General features: G+C 70.9%; 22 protein-coding genes. 4 read left to right on the top strand and 18 right to left on the bottom strand.

From position 1 onward, the window contains the following. Window positions 1-47 precede the first annotated feature (47 nt). Entirely contained in the window at window positions 48-305 is a 258-nt protein-coding gene (locus V7793_RS14955) for a hypothetical protein (protein WP_336006729.1), read from the bottom strand. Window positions 306-394: 89 nt separating this feature from the next. Between V7793_RS14955 and V7793_RS14950 the strand changes: the two genes are divergently transcribed. Then, complete coding sequence (locus V7793_RS14950; RefSeq protein WP_336006728.1) at window positions 395-997, top strand: TetR/AcrR family transcriptional regulator; 603 nt, start codon at window positions 395-397, stop codon at window positions 995-997. A gap of 52 nt (window positions 998-1049) precedes the next feature. Next, entirely contained in the window at window positions 1050-1448 is a 399-nt protein-coding gene (locus V7793_RS14945) for a VOC family protein (protein WP_336006727.1), read from the top strand. Between the two features lie 40 nt (window positions 1449-1488). Here the strand turns inward: V7793_RS14945 and V7793_RS14940 are convergent, their stop codons facing one another. From V7793_RS14940 to V7793_RS14915, 6 genes are all read right to left on the bottom strand, one after another. Continuing rightward, the gene (locus V7793_RS14940; RefSeq protein ID WP_336006726.1) at window positions 1489-2298 is read right to left on the bottom strand and encodes an SDR family NAD(P)-dependent oxidoreductase; all 810 of its coding nucleotides are present in this window, start codon (window positions 2296-2298) and stop codon (window positions 1489-1491) included. A 421-nt stretch (window positions 2299-2719) separates the two neighbouring features. Continuing rightward, window positions 2720-3508 (bottom strand): ABC transporter permease, encoded by a 789-nt coding sequence (locus tag V7793_RS14935; RefSeq protein WP_336006725.1) that lies wholly within the window; start codon window positions 3506-3508, stop codon window positions 2720-2722. Further along, complete coding sequence (locus V7793_RS14930; RefSeq protein WP_443057910.1) at window positions 3505-4563, bottom strand: ATP-binding cassette domain-containing protein; 1059 nt, start codon at window positions 4561-4563, stop codon at window positions 3505-3507. The genes V7793_RS14935 and V7793_RS14930 overlap by 4 nt, the downstream gene beginning before the upstream one ends. A gap of 68 nt (window positions 4564-4631) precedes the next feature. Further along, window positions 4632-5480, bottom strand: coding sequence for a DUF4097 family beta strand repeat-containing protein (locus V7793_RS14925; RefSeq protein WP_336006724.1), 849 nt, complete (start codon window positions 5478-5480; stop codon window positions 4632-4634). 143 nt (window positions 5481-5623) lie between these two features. Next, window positions 5624-6142, bottom strand: coding sequence for a hypothetical protein (locus V7793_RS14920; protein ID WP_336006723.1), 519 nt, complete (start codon window positions 6140-6142; stop codon window positions 5624-5626). A 438-nt stretch (window positions 6143-6580) separates the two neighbouring features. Further along, on the bottom strand, window positions 6581-7810 hold the full coding sequence (locus V7793_RS14915; protein ID WP_336006731.1) for a serine hydrolase domain-containing protein: 1230 nt from the start codon (window positions 7808-7810) through the stop codon (window positions 6581-6583). 265 nt (window positions 7811-8075) lie between these two features. Here V7793_RS14915 and V7793_RS14910 point away from each other — a divergent pair, with 265 nt between their 5' ends. After that, the gene (locus V7793_RS14910) at window positions 8076-8849 is read left to right on the top strand and encodes a GbsR/MarR family transcriptional regulator (RefSeq protein WP_336006722.1); all 774 of its coding nucleotides are present in this window, start codon (window positions 8076-8078) and stop codon (window positions 8847-8849) included. 99 nt (window positions 8850-8948) lie between these two features. On the opposite strand, the gene V7793_RS14905 is transcribed toward V7793_RS14910, so the two are convergent. The 7 genes from V7793_RS14905 to V7793_RS14875 all read right to left on the bottom strand — a co-directional run bounded on the left by V7793_RS14905 (window position 8949) and on the right by V7793_RS14875 (window position 15387). Continuing rightward, complete coding sequence (locus V7793_RS14905) at window positions 8949-9548, bottom strand: hypothetical protein (protein WP_336006721.1); 600 nt, start codon at window positions 9546-9548, stop codon at window positions 8949-8951. A gap of 151 nt (window positions 9549-9699) precedes the next feature. Beyond that, complete coding sequence (locus tag V7793_RS14900) at window positions 9700-10338, bottom strand: TetR/AcrR family transcriptional regulator (RefSeq protein ID WP_336006720.1); 639 nt, start codon at window positions 10336-10338, stop codon at window positions 9700-9702. A 48-nt stretch (window positions 10339-10386) separates the two neighbouring features. Continuing rightward, window positions 10387-11349, bottom strand: coding sequence for a quinone oxidoreductase family protein (locus V7793_RS14895; RefSeq protein ID WP_336006719.1), 963 nt, complete (start codon window positions 11347-11349; stop codon window positions 10387-10389). Window positions 11350-11472: 123 nt separating this feature from the next. Then, on the bottom strand, window positions 11473-12024 hold the full coding sequence (locus V7793_RS14890) for a CGNR zinc finger domain-containing protein (RefSeq protein ID WP_336006718.1): 552 nt from the start codon (window positions 12022-12024) through the stop codon (window positions 11473-11475). An 81-nt stretch (window positions 12025-12105) separates the two neighbouring features. Continuing rightward, entirely contained in the window at window positions 12106-13740 is a 1635-nt protein-coding gene (gene abc-f / locus V7793_RS14885; protein ID WP_336006717.1) for a ribosomal protection-like ABC-F family protein, read from the bottom strand. Between the two features lie 305 nt (window positions 13741-14045). Next, entirely contained in the window at window positions 14046-14258 is a 213-nt protein-coding gene (locus tag V7793_RS14880; protein ID WP_336006716.1) for a hypothetical protein, read from the bottom strand. A 46-nt stretch (window positions 14259-14304) separates the two neighbouring features. Further along, window positions 14305-15387 carry an alpha/beta fold hydrolase gene (locus V7793_RS14875; protein ID WP_336006715.1) on the bottom strand — a complete coding sequence of 361 codons (1083 nt, stop codon included), beginning with the start codon at window positions 15385-15387 and terminating at the stop codon, window positions 14305-14307. A 470-nt stretch (window positions 15388-15857) separates the two neighbouring features. Between V7793_RS14875 and V7793_RS14870 the strand changes: the two genes are divergently transcribed. Continuing rightward, window positions 15858-16235, top strand: coding sequence for a cupin domain-containing protein (locus V7793_RS14870; RefSeq protein WP_336006714.1), 378 nt, complete (start codon window positions 15858-15860; stop codon window positions 16233-16235). Between the two features lie 66 nt (window positions 16236-16301). Here V7793_RS14870 and V7793_RS14865 read toward each other — a convergent pair whose 3' ends face one another. The 4 genes from V7793_RS14865 to V7793_RS14850 all read right to left on the bottom strand — a co-directional run. Continuing rightward, a complete protein-coding gene (locus V7793_RS14865) occupies window positions 16302-17042 on the bottom strand; it encodes a thioesterase II family protein (RefSeq protein ID WP_336006713.1) in 741 nt (246 codons plus the stop codon). Between the two features lie 134 nt (window positions 17043-17176). After that, complete coding sequence (locus V7793_RS14860; protein WP_336006730.1) at window positions 17177-18787, bottom strand: GMC oxidoreductase; 1611 nt, start codon at window positions 18785-18787, stop codon at window positions 17177-17179. 393 nt (window positions 18788-19180) lie between these two features. Continuing rightward, complete coding sequence (locus V7793_RS14855) at window positions 19181-21925, bottom strand: ATP-binding protein (RefSeq protein ID WP_336006712.1); 2745 nt, start codon at window positions 21923-21925, stop codon at window positions 19181-19183. After that, on the bottom strand, window positions 21922-22177 hold a 256-nt coding region (locus V7793_RS14850; protein WP_336006711.1), incomplete at its 5' end, for a helix-turn-helix domain-containing protein. The genes V7793_RS14850 and V7793_RS14855, both read right to left, overlap by 4 nt.

Genomic DNA, 22177 nt, shown 5'->3' with positions numbered 1-22177 from the left:
CCGGGCCGCACTCGGGCGCCCCGACGGGCGAGGAAGCGTTCACCGGCTCAGGCACGTGCTCGCCGTTCCGCGCCGCGTGCGACCTGCGCCCAGCCGAGGAGTATCGCGCCCGCGGCGCCGACCGCCAGATCGGTCCACTGCGGAAGTCCTGCGCCCCTGAGGAGGCCGGCCACGCCGAAGCTGGTGTTCCACAGCGCCTCGGTGAGGGCCGACCCGAAGCCCTGCACGAACAGGATCACCCCCAGGAGCCAACGGGTGCGCCGCCAACTGCTCTGACGGTGTGGCCTCGTGCGCGTCACGGTCATGCCGTTTCCTCCGGTCGCCGGGCAAGGGATTCGAAACGATGGATTCGATACGCTCGTATCGATACGAAAGTATCACTAGAATCGGCAGCATGCCCAGACAGGTGGATTACGACAGCCGGCGGCGTCAGATCGTGGCGGCGGCCTTCGCCCTCGTCAGCGAACAAGGGCTCGAGGGGATGACCATGCGCGACGTCGCGGCCCGGGCCGGCGTCTCGGTCGGCGCCGTACAGCGCTGCTTCCCCAGCAAGGAAGAGATGATGGTCTCCGTCGTGGAGGACATGAACGAGCGGGTCAGCGCGCGCATACGGGACCGGATCGCGGACTCCCCCGACCCGGACTCGGCCGCGACGATGCTGCAGCACACACTCGCCGGCATCATGCCGCACGACGAACCGACCCTGGCGGAGTCCCGGGCCTGGCTCGCCTTCGCCGCCCACGCGGCCGTCACCCCCACCCTGGCAGCCGTCCAGCGCAAACAGTACGAGGGGCTTGCGGAGCTCATCACCCTGCTGCTCCGCACGGCGCAGGCGTCCGGAGACGTCCGCTCCGACGCCGATACCGATGGGGAGGCGGACGCCTTGATCGCCCTCGCCGACGGACTCGGCATGCAGATCCTGATGGGCCGCCGCACCCCCGACTCCGCCCTGGCGATGCTCGACCGACGGCTCGCCACGCTCCGGACCGCGCAGTGACCCGAGGCAACGCCCCGCTGCACGAACCCCTACCCGACCGGGAGGTCCCGACATGACCAGCAAGTTCACCGAGCTCGCGATCGACTGCGCCGATCCCCACGCTCTCGCCCGGTTCTGGTGCGCGGTCCTCGGCTACGAGGTGCAGGAGCAGGACGAGGACGAAGCCGACGGGGTCGTCACCATCGGCTCCCCTGCAGTGCCCGAGGGCAGGAACCACATCGGCCCGGTGCCACCGGTGTTGACCTTCGCACGCGTACCCGAGGGCAAAACCGTCAAGAACAGGCTCCACCTCGACGTCAACCCGACCGACAGGGAGCAGGACGAAGAAGTCCGCCGCCTGCTCGACCTGGGTGCTCGATACGCCGACGTCGGCCAAGGCGATGAGCGCTGGGTCGTCCTTGCCGACCCGGAGGGGAACGAGTTCTGCGTCCTTGCGGACCGCCGCCCCTGATACGGCCTCCTCCAGAATTCCGTCTCTCGGTTACGGGCCCTCAGGCGGCTTTGGCGACCAGCTGGTCGGCGAGCTTGCACAGGCGGCGGACCGTGCGGTCCTCCATGGCCACGGGCGCGGCCGGAGAGAGCGCGGTGCGGTCGTAATACGCCCCCGGGATGACCTCGGTCGCCGGGTCGCACAGGCGCGCAACGCGCTGCGCGCCCTCGACGGCGGAGTCGCCCTCGTGCGCGTAGAGCGGGAGCAGGGCGGTGTCGCAGATGCCGGGGTGGACGCTGACGGAGGTCCAGGGCGCCTTTTCGCGGGTGGAGATCGTCAGGGCGAGCTGGGACTGGGCGTACGCGGCGAGGCGGGAGTAGCGCTTGGCGCGGTGGGGGTCGTTCCAGGCGATGGAGGCCGTGCGGTGCATGGCGGAGGAGACGTTGACGACGCGGCTGCCGGGCCGGGCGGACAGCGGGCCGGACAGCTCGTGGGTGAGGAGGTAGGCGGCCAGGAAGTTCACCTGGAGGGAGAGTTCGTTGCCGTCCGCGGTCATGGTGCGGCGCTCGGGAGCGGCGACGGCCGCGTTGTTGACCAGGACGTCCAGGGCGGGGTGCCCGTCGGCGATCCGGGCGGCCATGCTCCGTACCTCGTCGAGGCGGGAGAAGTCCGCGACGGCCAGGCACAGGCGCGAAGCGTCGGCACCGGCGGCCACCAGCCGGCTGACGGCGTTCTGCCCGGAAACCACGTCCGGAGCGTGCACGATGACGGTGCAGCCCCGGCCTTCGAGCAATCGGGCGGTCTCCCAGCCGATGCCGGAGGTGGCGCCGGTGACCAGCACGGTCCGGGAGGCGGGCGAGACAGAAGACATGGTAATCCACTCCGGGATATGGGCAAGCGCGACGGCGCTCCACCAGGCGGCGGGGCCGTCGTGCGAACGGTAAGGCGGCACCGGCGCTCGGGGAGCGCCGGTGGGCAGGTAGAAGAGAGGTGCGTGGCAGTGCTGCTCAGAGCACCGCGTTCACCGCACCGGCAGCGAACAGCGCGCAGGACTCGGCGCCGCCGTATGAGGCGGTCGGTCGTCGTGGCGCAAAGAGCTGTTCACGTCATCCAGTCAACGAGGCCGCCGCCCCGGGTTCAACCGGCATCGCGCTTTCCTGATGCCTTCCTGATGCGGGGCCGCCCCGGTGAGAACGCCGACGGGGCGGCGTACGCCGACGCGATGCCGGAGTGCGCCGCCCTCGGGCGGGACGAGTTGCGGGAGACGGACCCGCGCGGTCGTCGCGTCCCGGTTACCTCGGATCGCGGTTGAAAACCGCCTTCGACCAGAAGTAGCCGAGCGCGGAGAGAGCGAGGCACCAGGCGACCGCGAGCCACCCGTTGTTGCCGATCTCGGTGCCGAGCAGCAGACCGCGCAGGGTCTCGATGGCCGGCGTGAACGGCTGGTACTCGGCGATCGGCTGGAACCAGCCCGGCATCGCGTCGACCGGGACGAAGGCGCTGGAGATGAGCGGGAGGACGATCAGCGGCAGCGCGTTGTTGCTGGCCGCCTCGGCGTTCGGGCTGACCATGCCCATCCCGACCGCGATCCAGGTGAGCGCCAGGGCGACCAGCGCCATCAGCCCGAACGCCGCCAGCCACTCCAGGGCCGTGGCGTTCGTGGACCGGAAGCCGATGGCCACGGCGACGGCGCCCACGAGGGCCACGCTGGCGACCGACTGCAGCACGCTGCCGATGACGTGCCCGATGAGCACCGAGCCGCGGTGGATCGCCATGGTGCGGAAGCGGGCGATGATGCCCTCGGTCATGTCGTTGGAGACGGACACCGCGGTGCCGACCACGGTGCCTCCGATGGTCATCATCAGGATGCCCGGCACGACGTAGGCGATGTACTCGGAGCGGTCGGCGCCGCCGCCCATGCCCGCACTCATCACGTCACCGAAGATGTAGACGAAGAGCAGCAGCAGGACGATCGGCGTCAGCAGCAGGTTCAGGGTGAGGGACGGGTAGCGCCGTGCGTGCAGGAGGTTGCGGCGCAGCATCGTGGACGAGTCGCGCAGGGCGAGGGACAGGGAGCTCATCGGACAGCCTCCTTCGGCTGGTTGGGCTGGTTGGACTGGTTGGACTGGTCGAGGCGGCTGGCCTGGCTCGGTCGGCTCGGCTGGTCGGAGCCGGTGAGGGCGAAGAAGACGTCGTCGAGGTCGGGGGTGTGCACGGTCAGCTCGTCCGCCTCGATGCCGGCGGAGTCCAGCCAGTCGAGGATGGAGCGCAGCTCGCGCTGGCTGCCGTCGCTGGGGATGTGCAGCGACAGCGCCTCGTCGTCCCGGCTGACCTCGCGCAGCGCGGAGGCGGCGGACTGGTAGGTGACCGGGTCGGAGAACCGCAGCCGCACGTGCCCGCCCGGGATGAGCCGCTTCAGCTCCTCCGCGGTGCCCTCGGCGGCGATCTTGCCGTCGTTCAGCACCGCGATGCGGTCGGCGAGCTCGTCGGCCTCCTCCAGGTACTGGGTGGTGAGGAAGACCGTCGCCCCCTCGGAGACCAGCTCGCGGATGATGCCCCACATGTTGTGGCGGGAGCGCGGGTCGAGGCCGGTGGTCGGCTCGTCGAGGAAGATGATCCGCGGTTTGCCGACCAGGGTCATGGCGATGTCGAGGCGGCGCTTCATGCCGCCGGAGTAGGTGGAGGCGGGCTTCTTCGCCGCCTCCACCAGGTCGAAGCGCTCCAGCAGCTCGGCCGCGACCCGCCGCCCCTCACGCTTGGACAGGTGGTGCAGATCCGCCATGAGGAGCATGTTCTCCTCACCGGTGATCAGCCCGTCGACGGCGGAGAACTGCCCGGTGACGCCGATCGCGGCGCGTACCCCGTCCGGTGACTTGGCGATGTCGTGGCCCGCGACCTGGACCTGCCCGCCGTCGGCGGTGATGAGCGTGGAGAGGATCTTCACGACGGTGGTCTTGCCGGCGCCGTTGGGCCCGAGCAGCGCGAAGACCGAGCCGGCCGGGATGCGCAGGTCGATGCCGTCGAGGACGCTCTTGTCGCCGTACGACTTGCGCAGACCGATGGCGGAGACGGCGGCGGGCAACGCGTGACCGTCGGTCCACCCAGGGGTGGGCATGGGCATGACAGGAGAAGGCATGGGGCCCTCCGTTCGAAGGCTGGAGTGAGTGGGGATGAGGACGGGGCCGCTTGAGGATGTGGTGCCGCTCAGGCCTTGGCGCGGAGGACGTCGATGTTGCCGTACCGGGTGCGGGCGCGGACCTCGACGGTGTCCTCGGTCTTCTCCGGGGCCTCGGAGGCGGTGAGCGTGTTGCGCACCTGACCGGAGGCCGAGTGGACGTCGAGCCAGGCGGCGGCGCCCTCGCGGATGCCGACCTCGATGGCACCGTAGGAGGTCTCCAACTGGAGGATCCCGCGGGCCGCTTCACCCACGCGCACGGTGCCGTGGGCGGTGGCGGCGGTGACCGAGGCTTCGGCGCGCGCGATGACGATGTCGCCGTTGGCGCCGCGCACCCGCAGGTCGCCGCCCGCGGCGCCGACGGTCGTGGTGCCGTGCGAGTTCTTCAGGACGGCCGGGCCGTCGACGGTGCCGACGCGCAGGCTGCCGGTGCTGGTGCTGATCTCGGCCGTGCCCTCGACGCGGTCCACGGTGATCGAGCCGTGGGAGGCGGTCAGCGTCAGCGGGCCGGTGGCGTCGAGGCGGACATCGCCGGACGAGGTCCTCACGCTGACCTCGCCGAGCCGGCCCTCGCCGAGCACTTGGGCCCAGGCGCCCGTCACGTCGACGTGCGAGCCCGTGGGCAGTTCGACCGTCACGTCGACGATGCCGGGGCGGCCGAGGCCGAGCAGATTGCCCTTGGGCGTCCTGACGGTCAGGACGCCGCCCGCGTAGGTGACCTCGGTCTGGTCGGCCGTCCGCACGTCCCGGTCCTTCTTCGGGTCGCGGGGCAGCACCTCGACGACGGTGTCGAAGCGGGCGCCTGCGGTGAACCGGATGGAACCGGCCTCCACGTGTGCCGTGGCCGAGATCGGTTCGGGAGTGTCGAAAGAAGGCATGGCTGTCCCGTCCTCTTGAGTCTTTGGGATGTCCCTGCTGGTGGGACGTGGTGTGAGTGGTGCGGTGGGGTGGTGCGGTGGGGCGGTGCGGTGAGTTGCTGCGTTGGTGCGGGTGAAGTACTGCGGGCGCAGGGCGGGGGCGGCTAGCGCACCCAGCCCGTGATGTTCTGCCCGACGGCCTGGGTCTTCTCCGTCGTACGCGGCCGGGTGCCGCCGTCGACCGCGGCCGACACGGTGCGCACCAGCCACGCGTTGACCGACAGGCCCTCGCGGCTCGCGGCCTCCTCGGCGCGGGCCTTGAGATGGGCCGGCAGCCGCAGGTTGACGCGGGCGGTACCGCCCTCGTCACCGTCGGCCGGGGTAGGCGTCCTGAACAGTTCGAGGGGCGCGGCCGGCTCGGCGGGGGCGCCGCCGTCGGTGGGCCGCAGGGTCACCACGAAGTCGGGGTCCAGCCCGCGCAGCCGTATGTCGACCGAGCCGGGGGCGAGCTCGCGGGTGATCTCGTCCATCGCGGCGGAGAGCACGTTGAGCATGGTCAGACGGGTCGCCGACTCCAGAGGAGCCGTGAGCCGCTCGGCCAGCTCGCGAGCGTCTTCCCCACCGGCCTCGGCGGCCACCGCGAGTTCGCGGCGGAGGGTGTCGACGTACGGGGTGAGGTCCATGACGTCATCATGGCAGCGCTATGGCGCCACGCGCAAGTCCGAGTGGCGCCTTAGGTGTGCGGGGCCGGCAGCTGAGCGCCCTGAGCTGCGGAAAGAGAAAGGATCCAGGCCGGGATATTGCAGCGGCATCCGCACTCATGCGCTCTAGGGAGGGTGGAGTGGCGCCACGCGTAGCCATGTGGCACCAGACGACACCATCCGGCGCCACCCTGCACCATGTGGCGCCATGCGGTGCCCTGAGATGGCGGAGCGGAACTGCAACAGGGGCAGCCCGCGCACCCAGGGGCTGGGCGGCGCCTGGACGGGGCGGGTGCGAACCAGTGCCGGACGCCGGGCTCGCGGAAACGTCGCCGGTCGGCGGTCAACCGCCGGCCCTCAGGGAGCCGGCCGCCGGATACCGCCGGTGGCGGGCGCGCGCACCGGGATGGGGACGCGACGTCAGTCGTCGATCGCCTGGTAGAGCGTGGTCCAGAAGTCGTGGATGAGCCGTGACGAATCCGCAGTGCTCATCCCGGTCTGGGTGAGCAGGATTCCGGTGAGCTGGTGGTCCGGGTCGGCGTACGTCGTGGTGCCGGTTCCGCCGTCCCAGCCGAACTGGCCGATGGGCGCGTAGTCGCCGCGGTAGGTGCGCACCGCCATCCCGAAGCCCCAGCCGCCCTGCATCCCGAGGCCGAGCGGCACTTGGGCGTTGCCGGCCACGGCGTCCCGAGCGGCTTGCTGCCCGGGCGTGAGGCGGTTGGTGGTCATCAGCTGGACGGCGGGCCGGGACAGGATCCGTTCGGTCCCGTACCCGTGCATCCCGTGGTTGAGCAGCATCCGGAAGTAGGCGTGGTAGTCGTCGACGGTGGAAACCAGCCCGCCGCCGCCCGCCTGGAACGCCGGAGGCCGGCTGAACCTTCCGCCTGCCGCCTCGTCCCACACGTGGAACTCTCCGGTCTGCGGGTCGGGGGCGTAACTGGGCGGCAGGCGGTCGATCTTGTCGGCGGGCACGTGGAAACCGGTGTCCTTCATCCCCAGTGGATCGAGGATGCGCTCGCGCAGGAACGTCTCGTACGACTGCCCCGTGACCCTCGCGACAAGCACGCCGAGCAGGTCGGAGCCGATGTGGTACCCCCACTGCTCTCCGGGCTGGGACATCAGCGGAAGTGTGCCGAGGCGGCGCATCCACTCGTCCGGCTCCGGCAGCGGCCCTCCATGACCTGTGAGCCCCAGCTCCTGGATGGCGACCTGGATCGGAGCGCTCGGCGACGTCAGATCCATTCCGAGCCCGAACGTGCAGGTCAACAGGTCCCGTACGGTGATCGGCCGCCGCGCGGGCACGGTTTCGTCCAGCGGGCCGTCGATCCGTTTCAGCACCTGGCGGCCGGCCAGTTCGGGCAGCCACTGCTCGACCGGATCGTGCAGCCGCAGTCGGCACTCATCGAGGAGCACCATCGCTGCCGCGACCCCGACCGGCTTGGACGTCGAGGCCATCCGGAAGATCGTGTCCCGGCGCATCGGCGCGCCGCCGTCATGGCGCATCGTCCCGATCGCTTCGACGTACGCCTCACCGCCTCGGCCGACCAGGGCGACGAGGCCGGGAATCCTCCCGGCCTCGACATGTCGTGCCAGCACCTCGCGCACTCGGTGCAGTCCTGTTGCGGAGAAGCCGCTGTCGCCCGCCCCCATCATGAGCCCCCCTACCTACCGTCGCCGATATTCAGGAATCACTGAATATCGGCGACGGTACATTGCATTAACCTATCCGTCAAAGGCTGACCGGGGCCCATCTCGCCTTCCTCTCAGGGCGGATGGGATTCTCCATTGCAATGAATATGACACTGAATGCAATGGGCGATCAGAGGGAGTATTGCAATGGGCTGTACGTGAACGCATACTTTGCAGATGCGGGCGCCGAGCTCCGCGCGGGTCGACCGAGAGGAGTCGGGCGCCGATGCCGGGAGGCAGACTCACCGATGAGGAGCGTCGGCAGATCGCCGAGGGGCTGGCCGAGGGGCTCGGGTACACAGAGATCGGCCGGCGCCTGGGGCGGCCCGCTTCGACCATCATGCGGGAGGTCACCCGGAACGGCGGACCTTACGGTTACGGGGCGGACCGGGCGCACCAGGCCGCACAGCACCGTGCACGCCGGCGCAGGCAGGCCCGGCCTGCGGCACCGCCGACTCCCGACAGCAGCCATGGGCGCGACCCTCAAGCGGTCCAGGACTTCACGGCGTCCTTCACCACTCTCCTCGAACAGCAGGGAATGCCCCGGATGATGGCCAGGGTGCTGGCCTGCCTGTGCATCACCGACTCCGGCACCCTCACCGCCGCCGACCTGGCCCAGCGGCTCCGCGTCAGCCCGGCGTCCGTCTCACACGCCGTCACCTACCTTGAGCAGCAGGGAATGCTCAGGCGGGAGCGGGCTCCGGGCGGGCGCCGCGAGCGCTATGTCATCGACGACGAAGTCTGGCTCCGGTCCACCCTCGCAGCACTGCAGATGAACGAAGCCCTGACGTCCGCATCGCAGCGCGCAACCGAGATCCTCGGGGCCACGACCCCGGCGGGCGCCCGCTTCGAATCCTGCGCCGCATTCCTCCTCCTCGTCAGCGAGTCCCTCCAGACGGTCACGGAGCTGTGGCGGCAGAGCCGCACCGCCCAGAATGCCGACGACGGTAGCGAAACGCACTCGTCATCCGACCGGCCCCGACCCCGGCCTCCGCGGTAATGACCCCGGCCGGCCAGGCCAACTGGTGGCGGCCGCGCTCGCCCTGGCGGCCCTGGACCTGACCGTGCCGGCGCTGCGGATCGGCAACGCCTGCCGGCACTACACGCGAGGGTTCCCCTGCCCGACCCAGCGGCGAACCAGATCCATCGCTTCGTCCACGCCCGTGCCGAACTCATCCGCCAATTCGCGCCGCCGCTCCCAGATGAGATAGCGACTGGTCATGAGGCTGCGGAACCAGTGCATCAGGGTGATGGCCAGCATGGCGGCCAAAGAGGAGAGGTAACTTCGCTTCGCGACCTCGGGTGACGGTGTGGGCTGCTCGAGTGCGGACCAGTGCAGCACCTCGAGCAAGCTCACACCCAGCACAAGGATGGTCGTCATCATGACCATCGCATGGATGCCGGTGGCCAGCACCATCTTGTCCATCCGTTGCTTGTACAGTCGCAGGCTGGCCTGCACTTCGGACAATCGCGCCGCCGGCAGAGTCTTGTTCTTCTTCAGGGCGGTTATGCTCTCCTTGATCTCGGAGAAGTGCAGAGATCGGATCCGGTCCCTGTCTTCACGGCGAGACTTCATCGAATTGGTGAGCTCAACAATGCCCACCAGAAAGAGCGCCGCAAGTGTCGCCGAGATGACTGCTGCATATTCTTGCGTCATGGCGAACTTCTCGCCCGAAGGGATGATATGCGGTGCAGGCAAGTCTGGCTCCTCGGAGGAATGGGATCAAGTGCTTCGGCTGTATGCCGCCCGGGCGCCGCATCGAACCGAGGAGATCTCCCCGTTCTCCCGCGTCGAGGGAACTGTAGCGACGCGGGACGCGGTGTGGGATCAGTCCGGCAAGATCGGGCGGTCAGAGAGTTGCAGGCTCGGTGCGACGCCCGCCCGGACGGGGCTGGGGGCATGCAGGCCCCCGCAAGTGGGCGATGCCCCGGTCCAGGGCCGCTTCCAGGTGTTCGATGCCTCCTGTCGTCAGCAGAATCATCACGCCGCCCTGGACTCCCGCGAGGAGGGCCGCGGCCTCGCGGTCGGCGTCCAGTTCGGTCGGGACCTCGCCGAGGTGCTGCATGTGGCGGATGCCTGCGGCGAGTTGGTCCTGCCATCGCTGCAGGAGTTCGCGGGCCACTGCCCGGGCGGCGTCCGTGGCCGTTCCGAGCTGGGAGACGGCCGTGTGCAGTGGGCAGTTCTCGCCTTGTGCGCGGTAGCGGGCGACCACCTTGTCCCGCCACTGCCACCACGCGTCCCAGCTGGTCAGTGAGCCCAGCTCCGGCTGCTGGTCGTCGATGACCCGGGCCGCCTCGTACCGGGCGACGGCCAGCAGCAGTTCGTCCTTCCCGCCGGGGAAGTAGTGGAACAGTTGGCTCTTGCTGGTCGCCGTGCGGGCCATGACGTCCTCGAGCCGCAGGGAGAATACGCCCTGGTCCCGTATCTCCTCGGCGGCTCCCTCGATGATGCGCTGCTTGGTGGCGGCGCCTTTGCGGGTCAGCAACACGTGTCCTCTGATTGCGAGTTGTCCAGCCTGGCGGGCTCGAAAGGACGGTCAGGGCAGCAGGAGCAGCTTTCCGATGGTCCTGCGCGACTCGATGTCCGCGTGGGCCCGTGCCGCGTCCGCCAGGGAGTAGCGGCCTCCGATGCGCGGGGTGAGCCGCCCGCCGAGGATCAGGTCGAAGAGCTCTCCGGTGCGGTGGGCCAGGGCCTCGCGGGTGGGCACGTGGTGGTGCACCACCGGGTACGTCAGAAGGATGCTGTTGGGCAGGTCGGTCGGCCGGAAGGCCGGAACGCCCATGAAGGGGCCGTAGTAGGCGTGCACCCCGTGCGGGCGCAGGGCGAGTTGTGAAGAGCGGAACGTCTCGGTGCCGCCGCCGTCGTAGACGACGTCGGCTCCCCGGCCGCCGGTCAGTTCCCTGATCCGCTCCTCGAAGCCGCCTCCGGACCGGACGAGTACGTGGTCGGCGCCGGCTTCCTTCGCAGCGGCGGCCTTGTCCTCGCGGGAGACCAGGCCGATCACGTCACCGCCACGCGCTTTGATCATCTGGGTGAGCAGCAGACCCACTCCGCCCGCCGCCGCGTGCACCACGGCCGTGTCGCCCGGGCCGATCGCGTAGGTCTCCGTGCTGAGGTGGCTCGCGGTGAGCCCTTGGAGCATGACCGCGGCCGCGGTCTCGTCGGTGATGGCGTCGGGCACCTTGACCAGCGAGTCCGCCGGCACGGCGAGCAACTCGGCGTAGCTGCCCGGGTGGTAGAACCAGGCCACCCGGTCACCGACGGCCAGGCCCTCGACCCCCGCACCCAGGGCGGTGACGTATCCCATCCCTTCGGCGCCCAGGACCACCGGAGCGGCCCGGCCCGGGCTGCCCTGCGCGCGGGCGCCGACGTCCATGTAGTTCACTCCCGCGGCGCCGAGCCGGACCAGCGCCTCGCCGGGGCCGGGTACCGGGTCCGGTAACTCGGTCCATCGCATGACCTCGGGACCGCCGTGTTCCTCGATACGGATCGCGTGCATGAGCAGCGCCTCTCTGCGCGGGCGAACGTGTTGTGAAGTGGTTCGACGAGCACAGTAGGCAGCCCGGATTGGACCCTCAAGTCCAGAGTCCGGCCGCAGGGAGCGGTACCGCTGTCACCCCGTTCAGGCGACGGCGGTCTTCCTGCGGGCGCGGTACGCGGCGGCCTTGAGCTTGTTGCCGCAGGACTCCATGCCGCACCACTGGCGCCGGCTGCCGCGCGAGCGGTCGATGTAGACGCGGGTGCACTCGGGGTTGCCGCACTCCTTGAGCAGGGGTACGTCCGGGCCGCTCAGCAGTTCCACCGCGTGCCGGGCGACGGTGGACAGCGCCTCTCGCTGCGTTGCCGCCGTCCAGCGGCCGGAGTGGGTCAGCTGCGGTGCCGCGGGGGCCCTGCGGGCCGCCTCGTTGAGCACGGCCAGCGCCTCGTCCTCGAAGTCCGTGCCGAGGCGCCGGGCCGTGATCAGCCGGTACACGGCTTCCCGTAGCGTCGTCGCCCGCCCCACGTCGGCCTGCCGGGCCGGCGAGACGGAGTCGACGACGCCGGACTCCACGTACCACGCGTCCAGGCGGTCCGGCGCCGCGAACATCTCGAATCGCGCCGTACGGCGCGCCCGGAGCGTGGCCGCAAAGTCCAGGGCCGGGTTGCCGCACACAAAGACGTGATCCGTGTTCACGTCACCATCTTGGTGGGTGACTATGACGCTCGCAAGAATCGCCGGCCACAGCCGACGTCGGCGGCTCGGCGGCTCGGCAGCTCAGGCCTGCGGCGCTCCCGTCTCCGTCAGTTCGCCGTCGGCAACCCGCAGCCACCGGTCGACGCCGATCCGTTCGAGGAAGCGCTCGTCGTGGCTGACCACCACGAACGCGCCGCGGTAGCACTGCAGGGTGCTCTCCAGCTGGCCCGCGCTGACCAGGTCGAGGTTGTTCGTCGGCTCGTCCAGCAGCAGGAGCTGCGGGGCGGGTTCTGCGCACAGGACGCAGGCCAGGGTGGCGCGCAGGCGTTCGCCGCCGGAGAGCACGCGCACGGGCAGGTGCGCCCGGGGGCCGCGGAAGAGGAAGCGCGCGAGCAGGTTCATCCGCTCCGCCTCCGGGCGGTGCGGGGCGAACACCGCGAAGTTCTCGGCCACGGTGCGGTCGGGGTCGAGCAGATCCAGGCGCTGCGACAGGGAGGCGATGCGCCCGTCGGCACGCTTGATGTTCCCGCCGTCCAGGGGGAGTTCACCGGCGATCAGCCGCAGCAGCGTCGTCTTGCCCGCCCCGTTGGGTCCCGTGAGCGCGATGCGTTCGGGCCCGCGGATCGTGAGGTGGGCGCCGTCACCCGCGAACAGGTCCCGCTCGCCGTGGCGGATCTGCATCCCCTCGCCCAGGATGACGGTGCGTCCCGCGGGGACGTCGGTGTCGGGCAGCTCCAGGACGAGCCGCTGGTCGTCCCGCAGCGCGCGTCCCGCTTCGTTGAGCCGGGCCTGCGCCTCGTGGACGCGGGTGGCGTGCATCTGGCCGGCCCGGCCGGCGGATTCCTGGGCGCCGCGCTTCATGTTTCCGGCGAAGATGCGCGGCAGGCCGGCGTTCTTGAGGTTGCGGGCGGCGTTGCTCGCGCGGCGCTCGGCCCGCTCGCGCGCCTGCTGCATCTCGCGCTTCTCCCGCTTCAGCTCCTGTTCGGCGTTGCGTACGTTCTTCTCCGCCACGTCCTGCTCGGCCCGTACGGCCTGCTCGTACTGGGTGAAGTTTCCTCCGTACAACCGGAGTTCGCAGCGATCGAGTTCGGCGATGCGCTCCATGCGGTCCAGCAGGGCCCGGTCGTGGCTCACGACCAGCAGACTGCCGTTCCAGTCCGAGAGCACGTCGTAGAGCTTGTGGCGGGCGTCGAGGTCGAGGTTGTTGGTCGGTTCGTCCAGCAGCAGCACGTCGGGACGCTTGAGCAGCTGCGCCGCCAGCCCGAGGCTGACGATCTGGCCGCCGCTGAGCGTTCCCAGGCTCCGGTCGAGGGCGAGACGGTCGAGGCCGAGCCGGTCGAGCTGGGCCCGGGTGCGCTCCTCGATGTCCCAGTCGTCGCCGATGGCCGTGAAGTGCTCCTCACTCACGTCGCCGGACTCGACGGCGTCGATGGCGCGGATCACCGCGTCGATGCCCAGGACCTCTGCCACCGTCGGCTCACCGGTCAAGGGGAGGTTCTGCGGGAGGTAGCCGAGCGTGCCGTTCACGGTCAACGCGCCTGCAGAGGGGAGCAGTTCACCGGCGATCAGTTTCAGCAGGGTGCTCTTGCCGGCGCCGTTGGGTGCCACGAGACCCGTACGGCCGGTGCCGACGGCGAAGGACAGGCCCTCGAAGACCGGGGTGTCGTCGGGCCAGGAGAAGGCGAGCTGGGAACAGATGACGGAAGCGTCGGACATGGGATGACCTCGTGAGGAAAAGAGGGCAGGCCGCTTCACGACGAAACCGCTGTGCAGGATCACTGTGCAGGAATCGCTGCGCGGAAAACGTCACGCGAAAAGCGCTGCCCCTGAGACAGGGAAAGAGGGATGACGAGATGACCACAACGGCGGCACTGCCAAGGGTGCTTCTGCCGGTGGTCGATCAGATCCGGGTATCACCCGGAGATGTCGTCGTCGCCCGCCATGTCTGGACTCCCCTACGAAATGATCACTGCCGAAGTAACCGTATCAGGCTCCGCGCGGCCGCAGGCAAGTCTTTTTCTTCAGAGCACCAGGTCCCACGCCAGACAGGACAGCAGATGTCCCGTCCCTTCGCAGTCACTGGCGTCTCGCGCGGAGGCCCTCGGCGAAGCCTCCTTCGTTTCGACCATGTCCTCGTAGGCAATCCGCTCGGGCAGCGCACCGAACCGCGCGTGGCGGATCGCCGAGCCGCTGTCCTGTGCGTTGTGCTTGTCCTGCGTGTTGCGGCCTTCCATCGTCAGCCTCCCGCTCCTTGGGTGCCTTCGTAACGGAGTTGACTGCTCATCGGAGTCGGTCGGCGTCGATGACCGCCCGGGCGAACGCCTCGGGTGCCTCCTGCGGCACATTGTGACCGACACCCTTCAGGACGCGATGGTCGTACGGGCCTACGAATCTGTCCCGGTACGCGCCCCCGCCGCCCGGGACCGTGAACGGGTCGTGCTCGGCGTCGAGCGTCACCGTCGGCGCGGTGATGACCGGCCGGGCGGCGAGCCGCTTCTCATGCGGCTCGTAACGCCGTTCCCCCTCGGCGAGACTAAGCCGCCAGCGGTAGTTGTGAATGACGATGGCGGCGTAGTCGGGGTTCTCGAAGGCTGCAGCGGTGCGCTCGAAGGTGGCGTCGCCGAAGTCCCACGTCGGGGACACGGTGTCCCACACCAGCCGCGTCAGGTCGTGCCGCTTGGCCTTGTCCTCCATGGCGATCCGGCCCCGCTCCGTGGAGAAGTAGTACTGGTACCACCAGGCGTGCTCGGTCGCCGGCGCCAGCGGCTGGAGGTTCGCTTCGAGGTCGATGACGAGGTATCCGCCCACCGACACCAGGGCCTTGCAGCGCTCGGACCACAGCGCCGCGATGACATCGGCGGTCCGCGCTCCCCAGTCGAATCCGGCGAGCACCGCCTTCTCCAGCCCCAGCGCGTCCATCAGGGCGATGATGTCGAGGGCGAGGGCCGACTGCTGCCCGTTTCTGAAGGTCCGTGACGAGACGAAGCGCGTCGTGCCGTGGCCGCGCAGATACGGAACGATGACGCGGTAGCCCTCCGCCGCCAGCAGGGGCGCGACGTCGACGAAGCTATGGATGTCGTACGGCCAGCCGTGCAGGCAGATGACCGGCGGCCCGTGGGCCGGCCCGGCTTCGGCGTAGCCGATCTCCAGCAGACCGGCCCGGACCTTCTTGAGCGGGGGGAACGCGGTGCGCCCTGTGCGCCCGCGGGGACCGGGGCCGGCCGCGGGCGCGGCGGCCGTAGCGGCCCGCTGCTCCGTGCCGGCCGAGGCCTGCGCCGGCCCCGCCGGTCCCACCAGTGGCGCGGCGACCGCACCACCGGCACCCAGGCCGAGAGCCGTGCCGAACGTACGCCTGTTGATCATATGGAGCCCTCCGCGCGTCTCGAAGTGCCGGCCTGCGAGCGGTCCGCGCCTCGCAGGAGATCCCACGCCACGCCCACAGGGGTCCCGAGGACCGCCATGGTGTGCCGTACGACTGTGGCACAGCGCACGTCACTGGTCAAACAGGTGACGCGCGCCAAGTCACCGCACATCAGGGGTGCTTGACATCCAGAAAGCGTCCAGAAATGACACACCTCCCCCCTTGCGCTCCCCTGCGGCAGGGCGGCAGGCTACCGGGGCAGAAAGCAGGATCGTTCTTCCTTGAAAGACTCCCGGAACGGAGCTTGATGATGATCGACCGCCGCACTCTCATCCGTAACGGAGGCGCAGCTGCCGCCGGTGCCCTCGGCGTGACCGCCCTCCCCCCGGCGGTCGGGGTCGCGGCCGCGGCGGCCGACGGTGACGGGCCCGGGGCCCCTCACCGTCACTGCCCCGCAGACCACACCAGCCCCATGGGAGCCACGGACCCCACGGACCCGACCTCCGGAGTCACCCGGACCCTGCTCCAGCGCCACCCCTCCCCCGCCGAGGGCTGGGAAACCGTCCAGACCCTGGTGGAGATCCCCAGGGGAAAGGAGTCCGGCCGGCACAGCCACCCCGGGGTGGAGGTCGGATACATCGCCAGGGGCGACGTGCTGATGGAGTTCGACGACGGTCACGCCCTGCGGCTGCGTACCGGCGACCCCTTTTTCATCCCGTCCGGCGCCATCCACAATGCCCGCAACGTCGGCAGGGAGACCACGATGATGCTGTCCACCTACGTCGTCGACGAGACGAAACCGCTGGTCACCACGTACGAGGGCGGCAGACCCGCGAAGCCGCGCCCCTGATCGCCCGGAACCGGCCGGTCACGGAGGCAGGAGTGGCAGGGCGGCAGCGCGGCAGCCCCGCCCGGCTCATGCCCGTGCGGGTGTCCCCAGCTGCTCGGCCATGAGTCGCGCGATTTCCCTGGAGTGCTGGGTCAGGAAGAAGTGCCCGCCGGCGAAGGCCTTGAGTGTGAAGGCGCCGTCGGTGTGCCCGGACCAGGCGGTGGCCTCTTCCGCGGTCAGCTTCGGATCGCCGTCGCCGACCAGGCAGGTCACGGGGCTGCGCAGGGGCGGCCCGGGTTGCCATGTGTACGTTTCGGCGGCGTGGTAGTCGGCGGCGCGGGTGGACGGGAGGATCATGCGCAGCACTTCCTCGTCGCCCGGCGGCCGGGCGTCGGTGCCGTCGGCGTCGCGCGGGTGGGCCGTGTCCCTGCGGGGCGCGGACGGGGCGCGGTGCCCGGAGACGAAGAGGGTGGCGGGCACGGTGTCCCGGTCACGCTCCAGACGCCGGGCGACCTCGAAGGCGAGGGAGGCGCCCATGCCGTGGCCGAACAGGGCGAGCGGCCGGTCGGTCCAGGGGAGCAAGGCGGCGAAGACCTGGTCGGCGAGGGCCGGTACGGAGTCGACGAGGGGTTCGGTGCGGCGGTCCTGGCGGCCGGGGTACTGCACGCTCAGCACGTCGACGGTGCCGGGCATGGCCCGGGAGAGGGGTCGGTAGAAGCCGGCGGAGCCGCCCGCGTGGGGCAGGCATACGAGCCGGACGAGACTGTCGGTACGCGGGTGGAACCTGCGGATCCACAGGCCGTCGTCCGCGGCGGGCGGGGTGTGCACGGAGTCGTTCCCTTCCGGTGGGGGGAAGGGCGCAGCCGAGTGCGAGCACCCGCCTGCGCCCTCCTGCCGGGCCGCCCCGAGGAGGAGCGGCCGGGCCGGGCCGGTCCTCCTCAAGGGTTCCTCCGATCCGCGGTTCAGGATGCGGTGACGTCCTGCTTGATGATGCGCTCGACGTTGCGCTCCGCGAGCGCCGTGATGGTGACGAAGGGGTTGACGCCGATGCTGCCGGGGATGAGCGCGCCGTCCGTCACGTAGAGGTTCTTGTAGCCGGCGACGCGGCCGTAGTTGTCGGTGGCCTTGCCGAGCACGCAGCCGCCGAGCGGGTGGTAGCAGAAGTCGTCGGCGAAGGCCTTGAGCTGCTTGCCGAAGAGGTCGTACCGGTACATCGTGGTGTTGGCCTTGTTGATGCGGTCGAACAGCGACTTCGCGGCGGCGACGGCGGGCGCGTTCTGCTCGCGGGTCCAGCGCAGGTCGGCCCGGTCCTTGGCCGCGTCGTAGACGAAGGTGCCGCGCTCGGGGTTCTTGGTGATGGCCAGGTAGAGGCTGACCCAGGTCTCGAGGCCCGCCGGCATGGGGGCGATCTCGGCGAAGACGGGGGCGTCCTTGTTGTCCCAGTCGTCGATGCCGAGGGCGGGGATGGAGGACTGCTTGGTGCCCGTGGGGTTCCACATGTGGTTGGCGCGGGCGGTCATGATGTTGCCGTTGGGGCCCCAGCCGCCGCCGATCTCGGAGCTGAGGTTCGGCAGGGTGCCGGTGTCCCGGGCCCGCAGCAGCAGTTCGGTCGAGCCGAGGCTGCCGGCGCCGAGGAAGAGGTGGCGGCAGGATATCTCCTTGGTCGCCAGCAGCTTGCCGTCGGCGTCCTTCTGCTCCACGGTCAGCAGGTACGTGCCGTCCTTCTGCTGACGGATCGTCTTGACCTGGTGCAGCGTCTCGATGGTGACCTTGCCGGTGCCCAGGGCGGCCGCCAGGTAGCTCTTGTCGAGGGAGACCTTGCCGTGGTTGTTGCCGTAGATGACCTCGGCGGCCAGCGCGGACTTGGGCACCGTGCCGTCCGCCTCGCGCCGCATGTAGTCCCAGTCGTAGACGTTGGGCACGAAGGTGGTGCCGAGGCCCGCCTTCGCGGCCTGCTCGCGGGAGACGCGGGCGAACTTGTACCAGTCGGTCTGCTCGAACCAGCCCTTGTCGATGTTGCCCACCCGGAGGGTGGAGTTGGCGCGCGGGAAGTACTTGGCGTACATCTCGGCGGCGTCGACCTGGGGCAGCACCTCCTCGAAGTACGAGCGCCGGGGCGTGACCGCCATGCCGCCGTTGACGAGGGAGCCGCCGCCGACGCCGCGTCCCACGTACACGGACATCTGGTCGAAGTTCACCCGGTCCAGGACGCCCGCATAGGGGTCGATGTCCCGGTTGGCGAGGTCCAGCCACAGGAAGGAGCCCAGCGGGGCCTCCGTGCGGGTCTTGAACCAGCTGGAGCGCTTGTCGGGCTTGAGCATCCCGCTGAAGATGTTGCCGTCCGGGCCGGGCTGGTTCCACAGCTGGCCCATTTCCAGCATCAGCGTGGGGACCCCTGCCTCGCCGAGGCGCAGCGCGGAGACGGCTGCGCCGTAGCCGGTGCCGACCACGACGGCGGGGACGAACGTCCCGCTCCCGCCGCCGGTCCGGGCGGCGGCGGCCGCTCGGGGAGCGGCGGTGATCGTGGTCTGGCCGGCGAGTGCGGCGGCGCCCAAGGCCGCCAGGCCGAGCATGCGGCGGCGCGACAGGGGCTGGTGTGCTACCACGCTGTTTCTCCTGAGCTTTCGGGGAGAGGAAAGGCGAACACGAGGGCGGGTGGGACGGCATGGCACGGCACGGCACGGTCGTGAAGATGTCCCGGTGCGGACCGGTGCCGGCAGCCGCTGGCACTTCTCGTCCGGGTGACCGGGGCGTCCACCCGGCCTGCGCGGGCCGGGTGGTGCGTCCCGAAGCACCACGAACTGGACGGTATGGAGATCGCTCGAAGGGTGTCAATGAAATCCGGACAGGCCCGCACTAACCCTGTGGATGCCGGGCCCGGAGGTTCGGTTACTCCCGGTACGGAAGCTTCGGTTCGGTACGGGCCGGTCATCGGGGTACGGGTCCGGTCATCGGTACGGGGCCGGTCAGTCCTCCGCCGGGCCGGGCAGCAGGACGGAGAACGCGGCCAGCTCGGCCCGTCCGGCGACGTGGAGCTTGCGGTAGGCGCTGGTGAGGTGCTTCTCCACGGCGCGTGAGCTGACCTCGAGCCGTTCGGCGATGTCCTTGTTGGGCACGCCGTTGGCGGCGAGCCCGGCGACCCTGCGTTCGGAGCGGGTGAGCGCCGCCACCGCCACCGCCACCGGGGTGCGGGAGCCGGCCGGGTCGGCGAGTTCCCGGGACGCCCGCTCGGCGATCCACGGCACGCCGCAGGCGAGGGCCTGGTCACGGGCCGTGCGCAGTCTGACCTCGCCCTCGGCGTGCCGGCCGGCGGCCAGCAGCCGCCGGCCGAGGAGCAGTTCGGTGCGGGCCGCTTCCATGGTGTTCACGGAGTTCTCCAGGAGGGCGGCGGACTCGTGCAGCAGCTCGATGCCCCGCTCCCCCGCCGTGGCCGCGCCCCTGACCCGCTGGACGCGGCCCACGGCGACGGGGGTGCCCCAGGCCACGGCCCGCTCGTACTCCTCGTCGGCGAGGTCGAGGGCCTGCCGGGTCCGGCCCAGGCGGTGGTGCAGCCCGGCCGCCCAGGTGCGCCAGGGGACGATGGCGGGGTTGCGCCATTCGGCGCGTTCCGCCGACCGGCCCCAGTCGAGGATGTACTCCAGGGCCGTGGCCGGGTCTCCCTCGACGGCCGCGACGGATCCTCTGAGGAGCTGGAGGGGTGAGGGCCGGAAGTCGTGGTCGGCGATCTCGCGGTGGTGGGCGAGCAGTCGCCGGGCCAGCCGGGTGTCCCGGCTGTGGACGGTGACCATGACGAGGGCGGCCATGGAGGACAGCGTGGCCCACTCCGTCATGCCGAGTCCGAGGGCTTCTTCGGCGTGGGCCCTGGCCTCCTGCAGGCGTCCCCGGGACAGCTGGAGGTGGGCGAGCTCGGTGGCGATCACCGCCCGGGGGACAGGAGCGCCGTCCCGGCGGGCCCGCTCCCGCGCGATCATCAGCCAGGGGCCGATGGTCTCCAGCGATTCCGCGGCGACCAGGACGCCGGTCAGGTGCGGCAGTGCGGTGTGGATGTGGGAGGGGGCCGCGGGTTCGTGCTGGAGGACGCGGTTGGCGTGGAAGGCGACGTCGGCGGCGGTCATCTGCTGGGTCACGGTGGCGCCGTGCAGGAGCACGGTGACCAGTTCGCGTTCGGCGGCGGTGTGGATCGGGGGCATGGTGCCCAGGGCGCGCAACCGTTCGGTACAGCGCCCGATCTCGCCGGGTCCGGCCACGGCGATGTGGCGCAGCCGGGCCTCGACCCGCAGAGCGGCCTGCCGTTCGACGCCGGTGAGGCCGTCCGGGCCGCCCAGGTCGGCGGCCACCTTGGCGACGGTGTCGATGACCGGCGGGGGGCAGCTGCCGAGCAGGAAGGGAGGGATGCGGGCGGCGGCGAGCGCGCGCCCGGCGGGGGTGGGGAGCAGGTGGAGGGTCTGGGAGAGGTGCCGCAGGGCCGCCTGCGGGTCGGTGTCGCGCTCCGAGGCGGCCAGGTCGAGCAGCAGGGCTGCCCGGCCGGCGCCGGACGACGAGCTGCCGAGCAGGGCCCGGCGCAGGTAGCGGGCGGCGTCCTGGGGGGCTCCGCGCCGTTGCGCTGCGGTCGCGGCGGAGCGCAGTACCTCGACGGTCCAGCCTTCGTGGCACGAGGTGACGGCGAGAAGCCGGGCGGCCGCCCGTTCCGCCGGGTGGCCGCCGCTGTGCAGCAGTTGCGCGGCACGCAGGTGGATGTCCTCGTATTCCGCGGCCGTCATGGATTCCTCGGCGGCCTCCCGTACGGAGGGGTGGACGAAGCGCGGTGCGGGGCCGTCGGTGAGCAGGCCGAGGAGGCGCAGGGATCGAGCGGCCTCCTCGCTGCCGGCGGTGTCGAGCTCCGCGAGGTCGCCGGCCAGTTCGAGGCCGGCGTCCTCATCGAGGACCGCCAGCGCCCTGGCGAGCCGGCGCACCGGGGCCGGCTGGGCGCGCAGGGCGACGGTGAGGCGCTCGTGCAGCGCGACGGGCCGGTGGTCCGGCCCGGCGAGGACATCCCCGGGCTGTGGTTCGTCCGGGGCGAGGGCGGCCAGGGCCGCGGTGAGGAACAGGGGGTTGCCGCCCGATGCCTGGTGGCATGCGGCGACCTGCGCGGGGTCGCCGGGGTGGCCCAGGTGGTCGGCGAGGAGGGCCTCGACGGTCTCCACGGTGAGCGGGGCCAGGTGGAGGGCGCCGGCGCGTTCCGTGAGGGCCTGCACCGGCGGTGCGTCCGCTCCCGGCTCGCCCGTCCGTACGCCGACGACCATCGTGGCGCGCATGCCGGGCAGCCGCTTGGCGAGGGCGCCGAGCCAGCGCAGGGAGGCCGGGTCGGCCCACTGGAGGTCGTCCACGAGGACCAGGAGGGACTTGTCGGCGCTGTACTCGGTGACGAAGGAGAGGAGTCCGGCGAACCGGTCCGGGCCGGGTACGGGGTCGAGGGTCCGGCAGCCCGGGAGCGGGTCGAGGAGCTGGCTCACGACGCCGAAGGGGAAGTCCTGCTCCTGCGGGGCGCAGGCGGCAGTCAGGACGCGCAGGCCGCGGCGTTCGGCGAGTGCGGGCAGCCGCCGCAGCAGGGCGGTCTTGCCGCTGCCGATGCCGCCCGTCACGGCGAGCAGGCGGCCGTCGCCCCGGTGGGCGGCGTCCATCGCCGCGGTGATCAGGTCGAGTTCGCGTTGCCGTCCGCGAAGCGGTGTCATGATGTCGCCTTCGGTCGGTGCCCCAGCGCGGCGGCCAGTTCGGCCCGGCCCTGGATGCCCAGCTTGCGGTAGGTCTTGGTCAGGTGCAGTTCGACGGTGCGCGGAGTGACCGACAGCCGGGACGCGATGGCCCGGTTGGGCAGGCCGTCGGCGGCCAGTGCGGCCACCCGCCGTTCGGCGCCGGTCAGTTCCTGCCGGGGCGCCGGTGCGGGGGCGGCGCGGGGCGGGAGCCGACGGTCCTCCGCACGCCGG

The sequence above is a fragment of the Streptomyces sp. KLMMK genome (assembly GCF_036961605.1).
In the GTDB taxonomy this organism is placed as follows: domain Bacteria; phylum Actinomycetota; class Actinomycetes; order Streptomycetales; family Streptomycetaceae; genus Streptomyces; species Streptomyces telluris.
Note: the sequence above shows the minus strand (reverse complement) of the source record. Positions and strands in the feature narration are given on the sequence as shown.

Coding starts and splice junctions, on each gene's coding strand:
- V7793_RS14950 (WP_336006728.1), top strand. CDS start 395: ATGCCCAGACAGGTGGATTACGACAGCCGGCGGCGTCAGATCGTGGCG.
- V7793_RS14940 (WP_336006726.1), bottom strand. CDS start 2,298: ATGTCTTCTGTCTCGCCCGCCTCCCGGACCGTGCTGGTCACCGGCGCC.
- V7793_RS14870 (WP_336006714.1), top strand. CDS start 15,858: ATGGGAGCCACGGACCCCACGGACCCGACCTCCGGAGTCACCCGGACC.
- V7793_RS14895 (WP_336006719.1), bottom strand. CDS start 11,349: ATGCACGCGATCCGTATCGAGGAACACGGCGGTCCCGAGGTCATGCGA.
- V7793_RS14930 (WP_443057910.1), bottom strand. CDS start 4,563: ATGCCTTCTCCTGTCATGCCCATGCCCACCCCTGGGTGGACCGACGGT.
- V7793_RS14855 (WP_336006712.1), bottom strand. CDS start 21,925: ATGACACCGCTTCGCGGACGGCAACGCGAACTCGACCTGATCACCGCG.
- V7793_RS14915 (WP_336006731.1), bottom strand. CDS start 7,810: ATGGGGGCGGGCGACAGCGGCTTCTCCGCAACAGGACTGCACCGAGTG.
- V7793_RS14860 (WP_336006730.1), bottom strand. CDS start 18,787: ATGCTCGGCCTGGCGGCCTTGGGCGCCGCCGCACTCGCCGGCCAGACC.
- V7793_RS14880 (WP_336006716.1), bottom strand. CDS start 14,258: ATGGAAGGCCGCAACACGCAGGACAAGCACAACGCACAGGACAGCGGC.
- V7793_RS14935 (WP_336006725.1), bottom strand. CDS start 3,508: ATGAGCTCCCTGTCCCTCGCCCTGCGCGACTCGTCCACGATGCTGCGC.
- V7793_RS14910 (WP_336006722.1), top strand. CDS start 8,076: ATGCCGGGAGGCAGACTCACCGATGAGGAGCGTCGGCAGATCGCCGAG.
- V7793_RS14925 (WP_336006724.1), bottom strand. CDS start 5,480: ATGCCTTCTTTCGACACTCCCGAACCGATCTCGGCCACGGCACACGTG.
- V7793_RS14955 (WP_336006729.1), bottom strand. CDS start 305: ATGACCGTGACGCGCACGAGGCCACACCGTCAGAGCAGTTGGCGGCGC.
- V7793_RS14920 (WP_336006723.1), bottom strand. CDS start 6,142: ATGGACCTCACCCCGTACGTCGACACCCTCCGCCGCGAACTCGCGGTG.
- abc-f (WP_336006717.1), bottom strand. CDS start 13,740: ATGTCCGACGCTTCCGTCATCTGTTCCCAGCTCGCCTTCTCCTGGCCC.
- V7793_RS14875 (WP_336006715.1), bottom strand. CDS start 15,387: ATGATCAACAGGCGTACGTTCGGCACGGCTCTCGGCCTGGGTGCCGGT.
- V7793_RS14945 (WP_336006727.1), top strand. CDS start 1,050: ATGACCAGCAAGTTCACCGAGCTCGCGATCGACTGCGCCGATCCCCAC.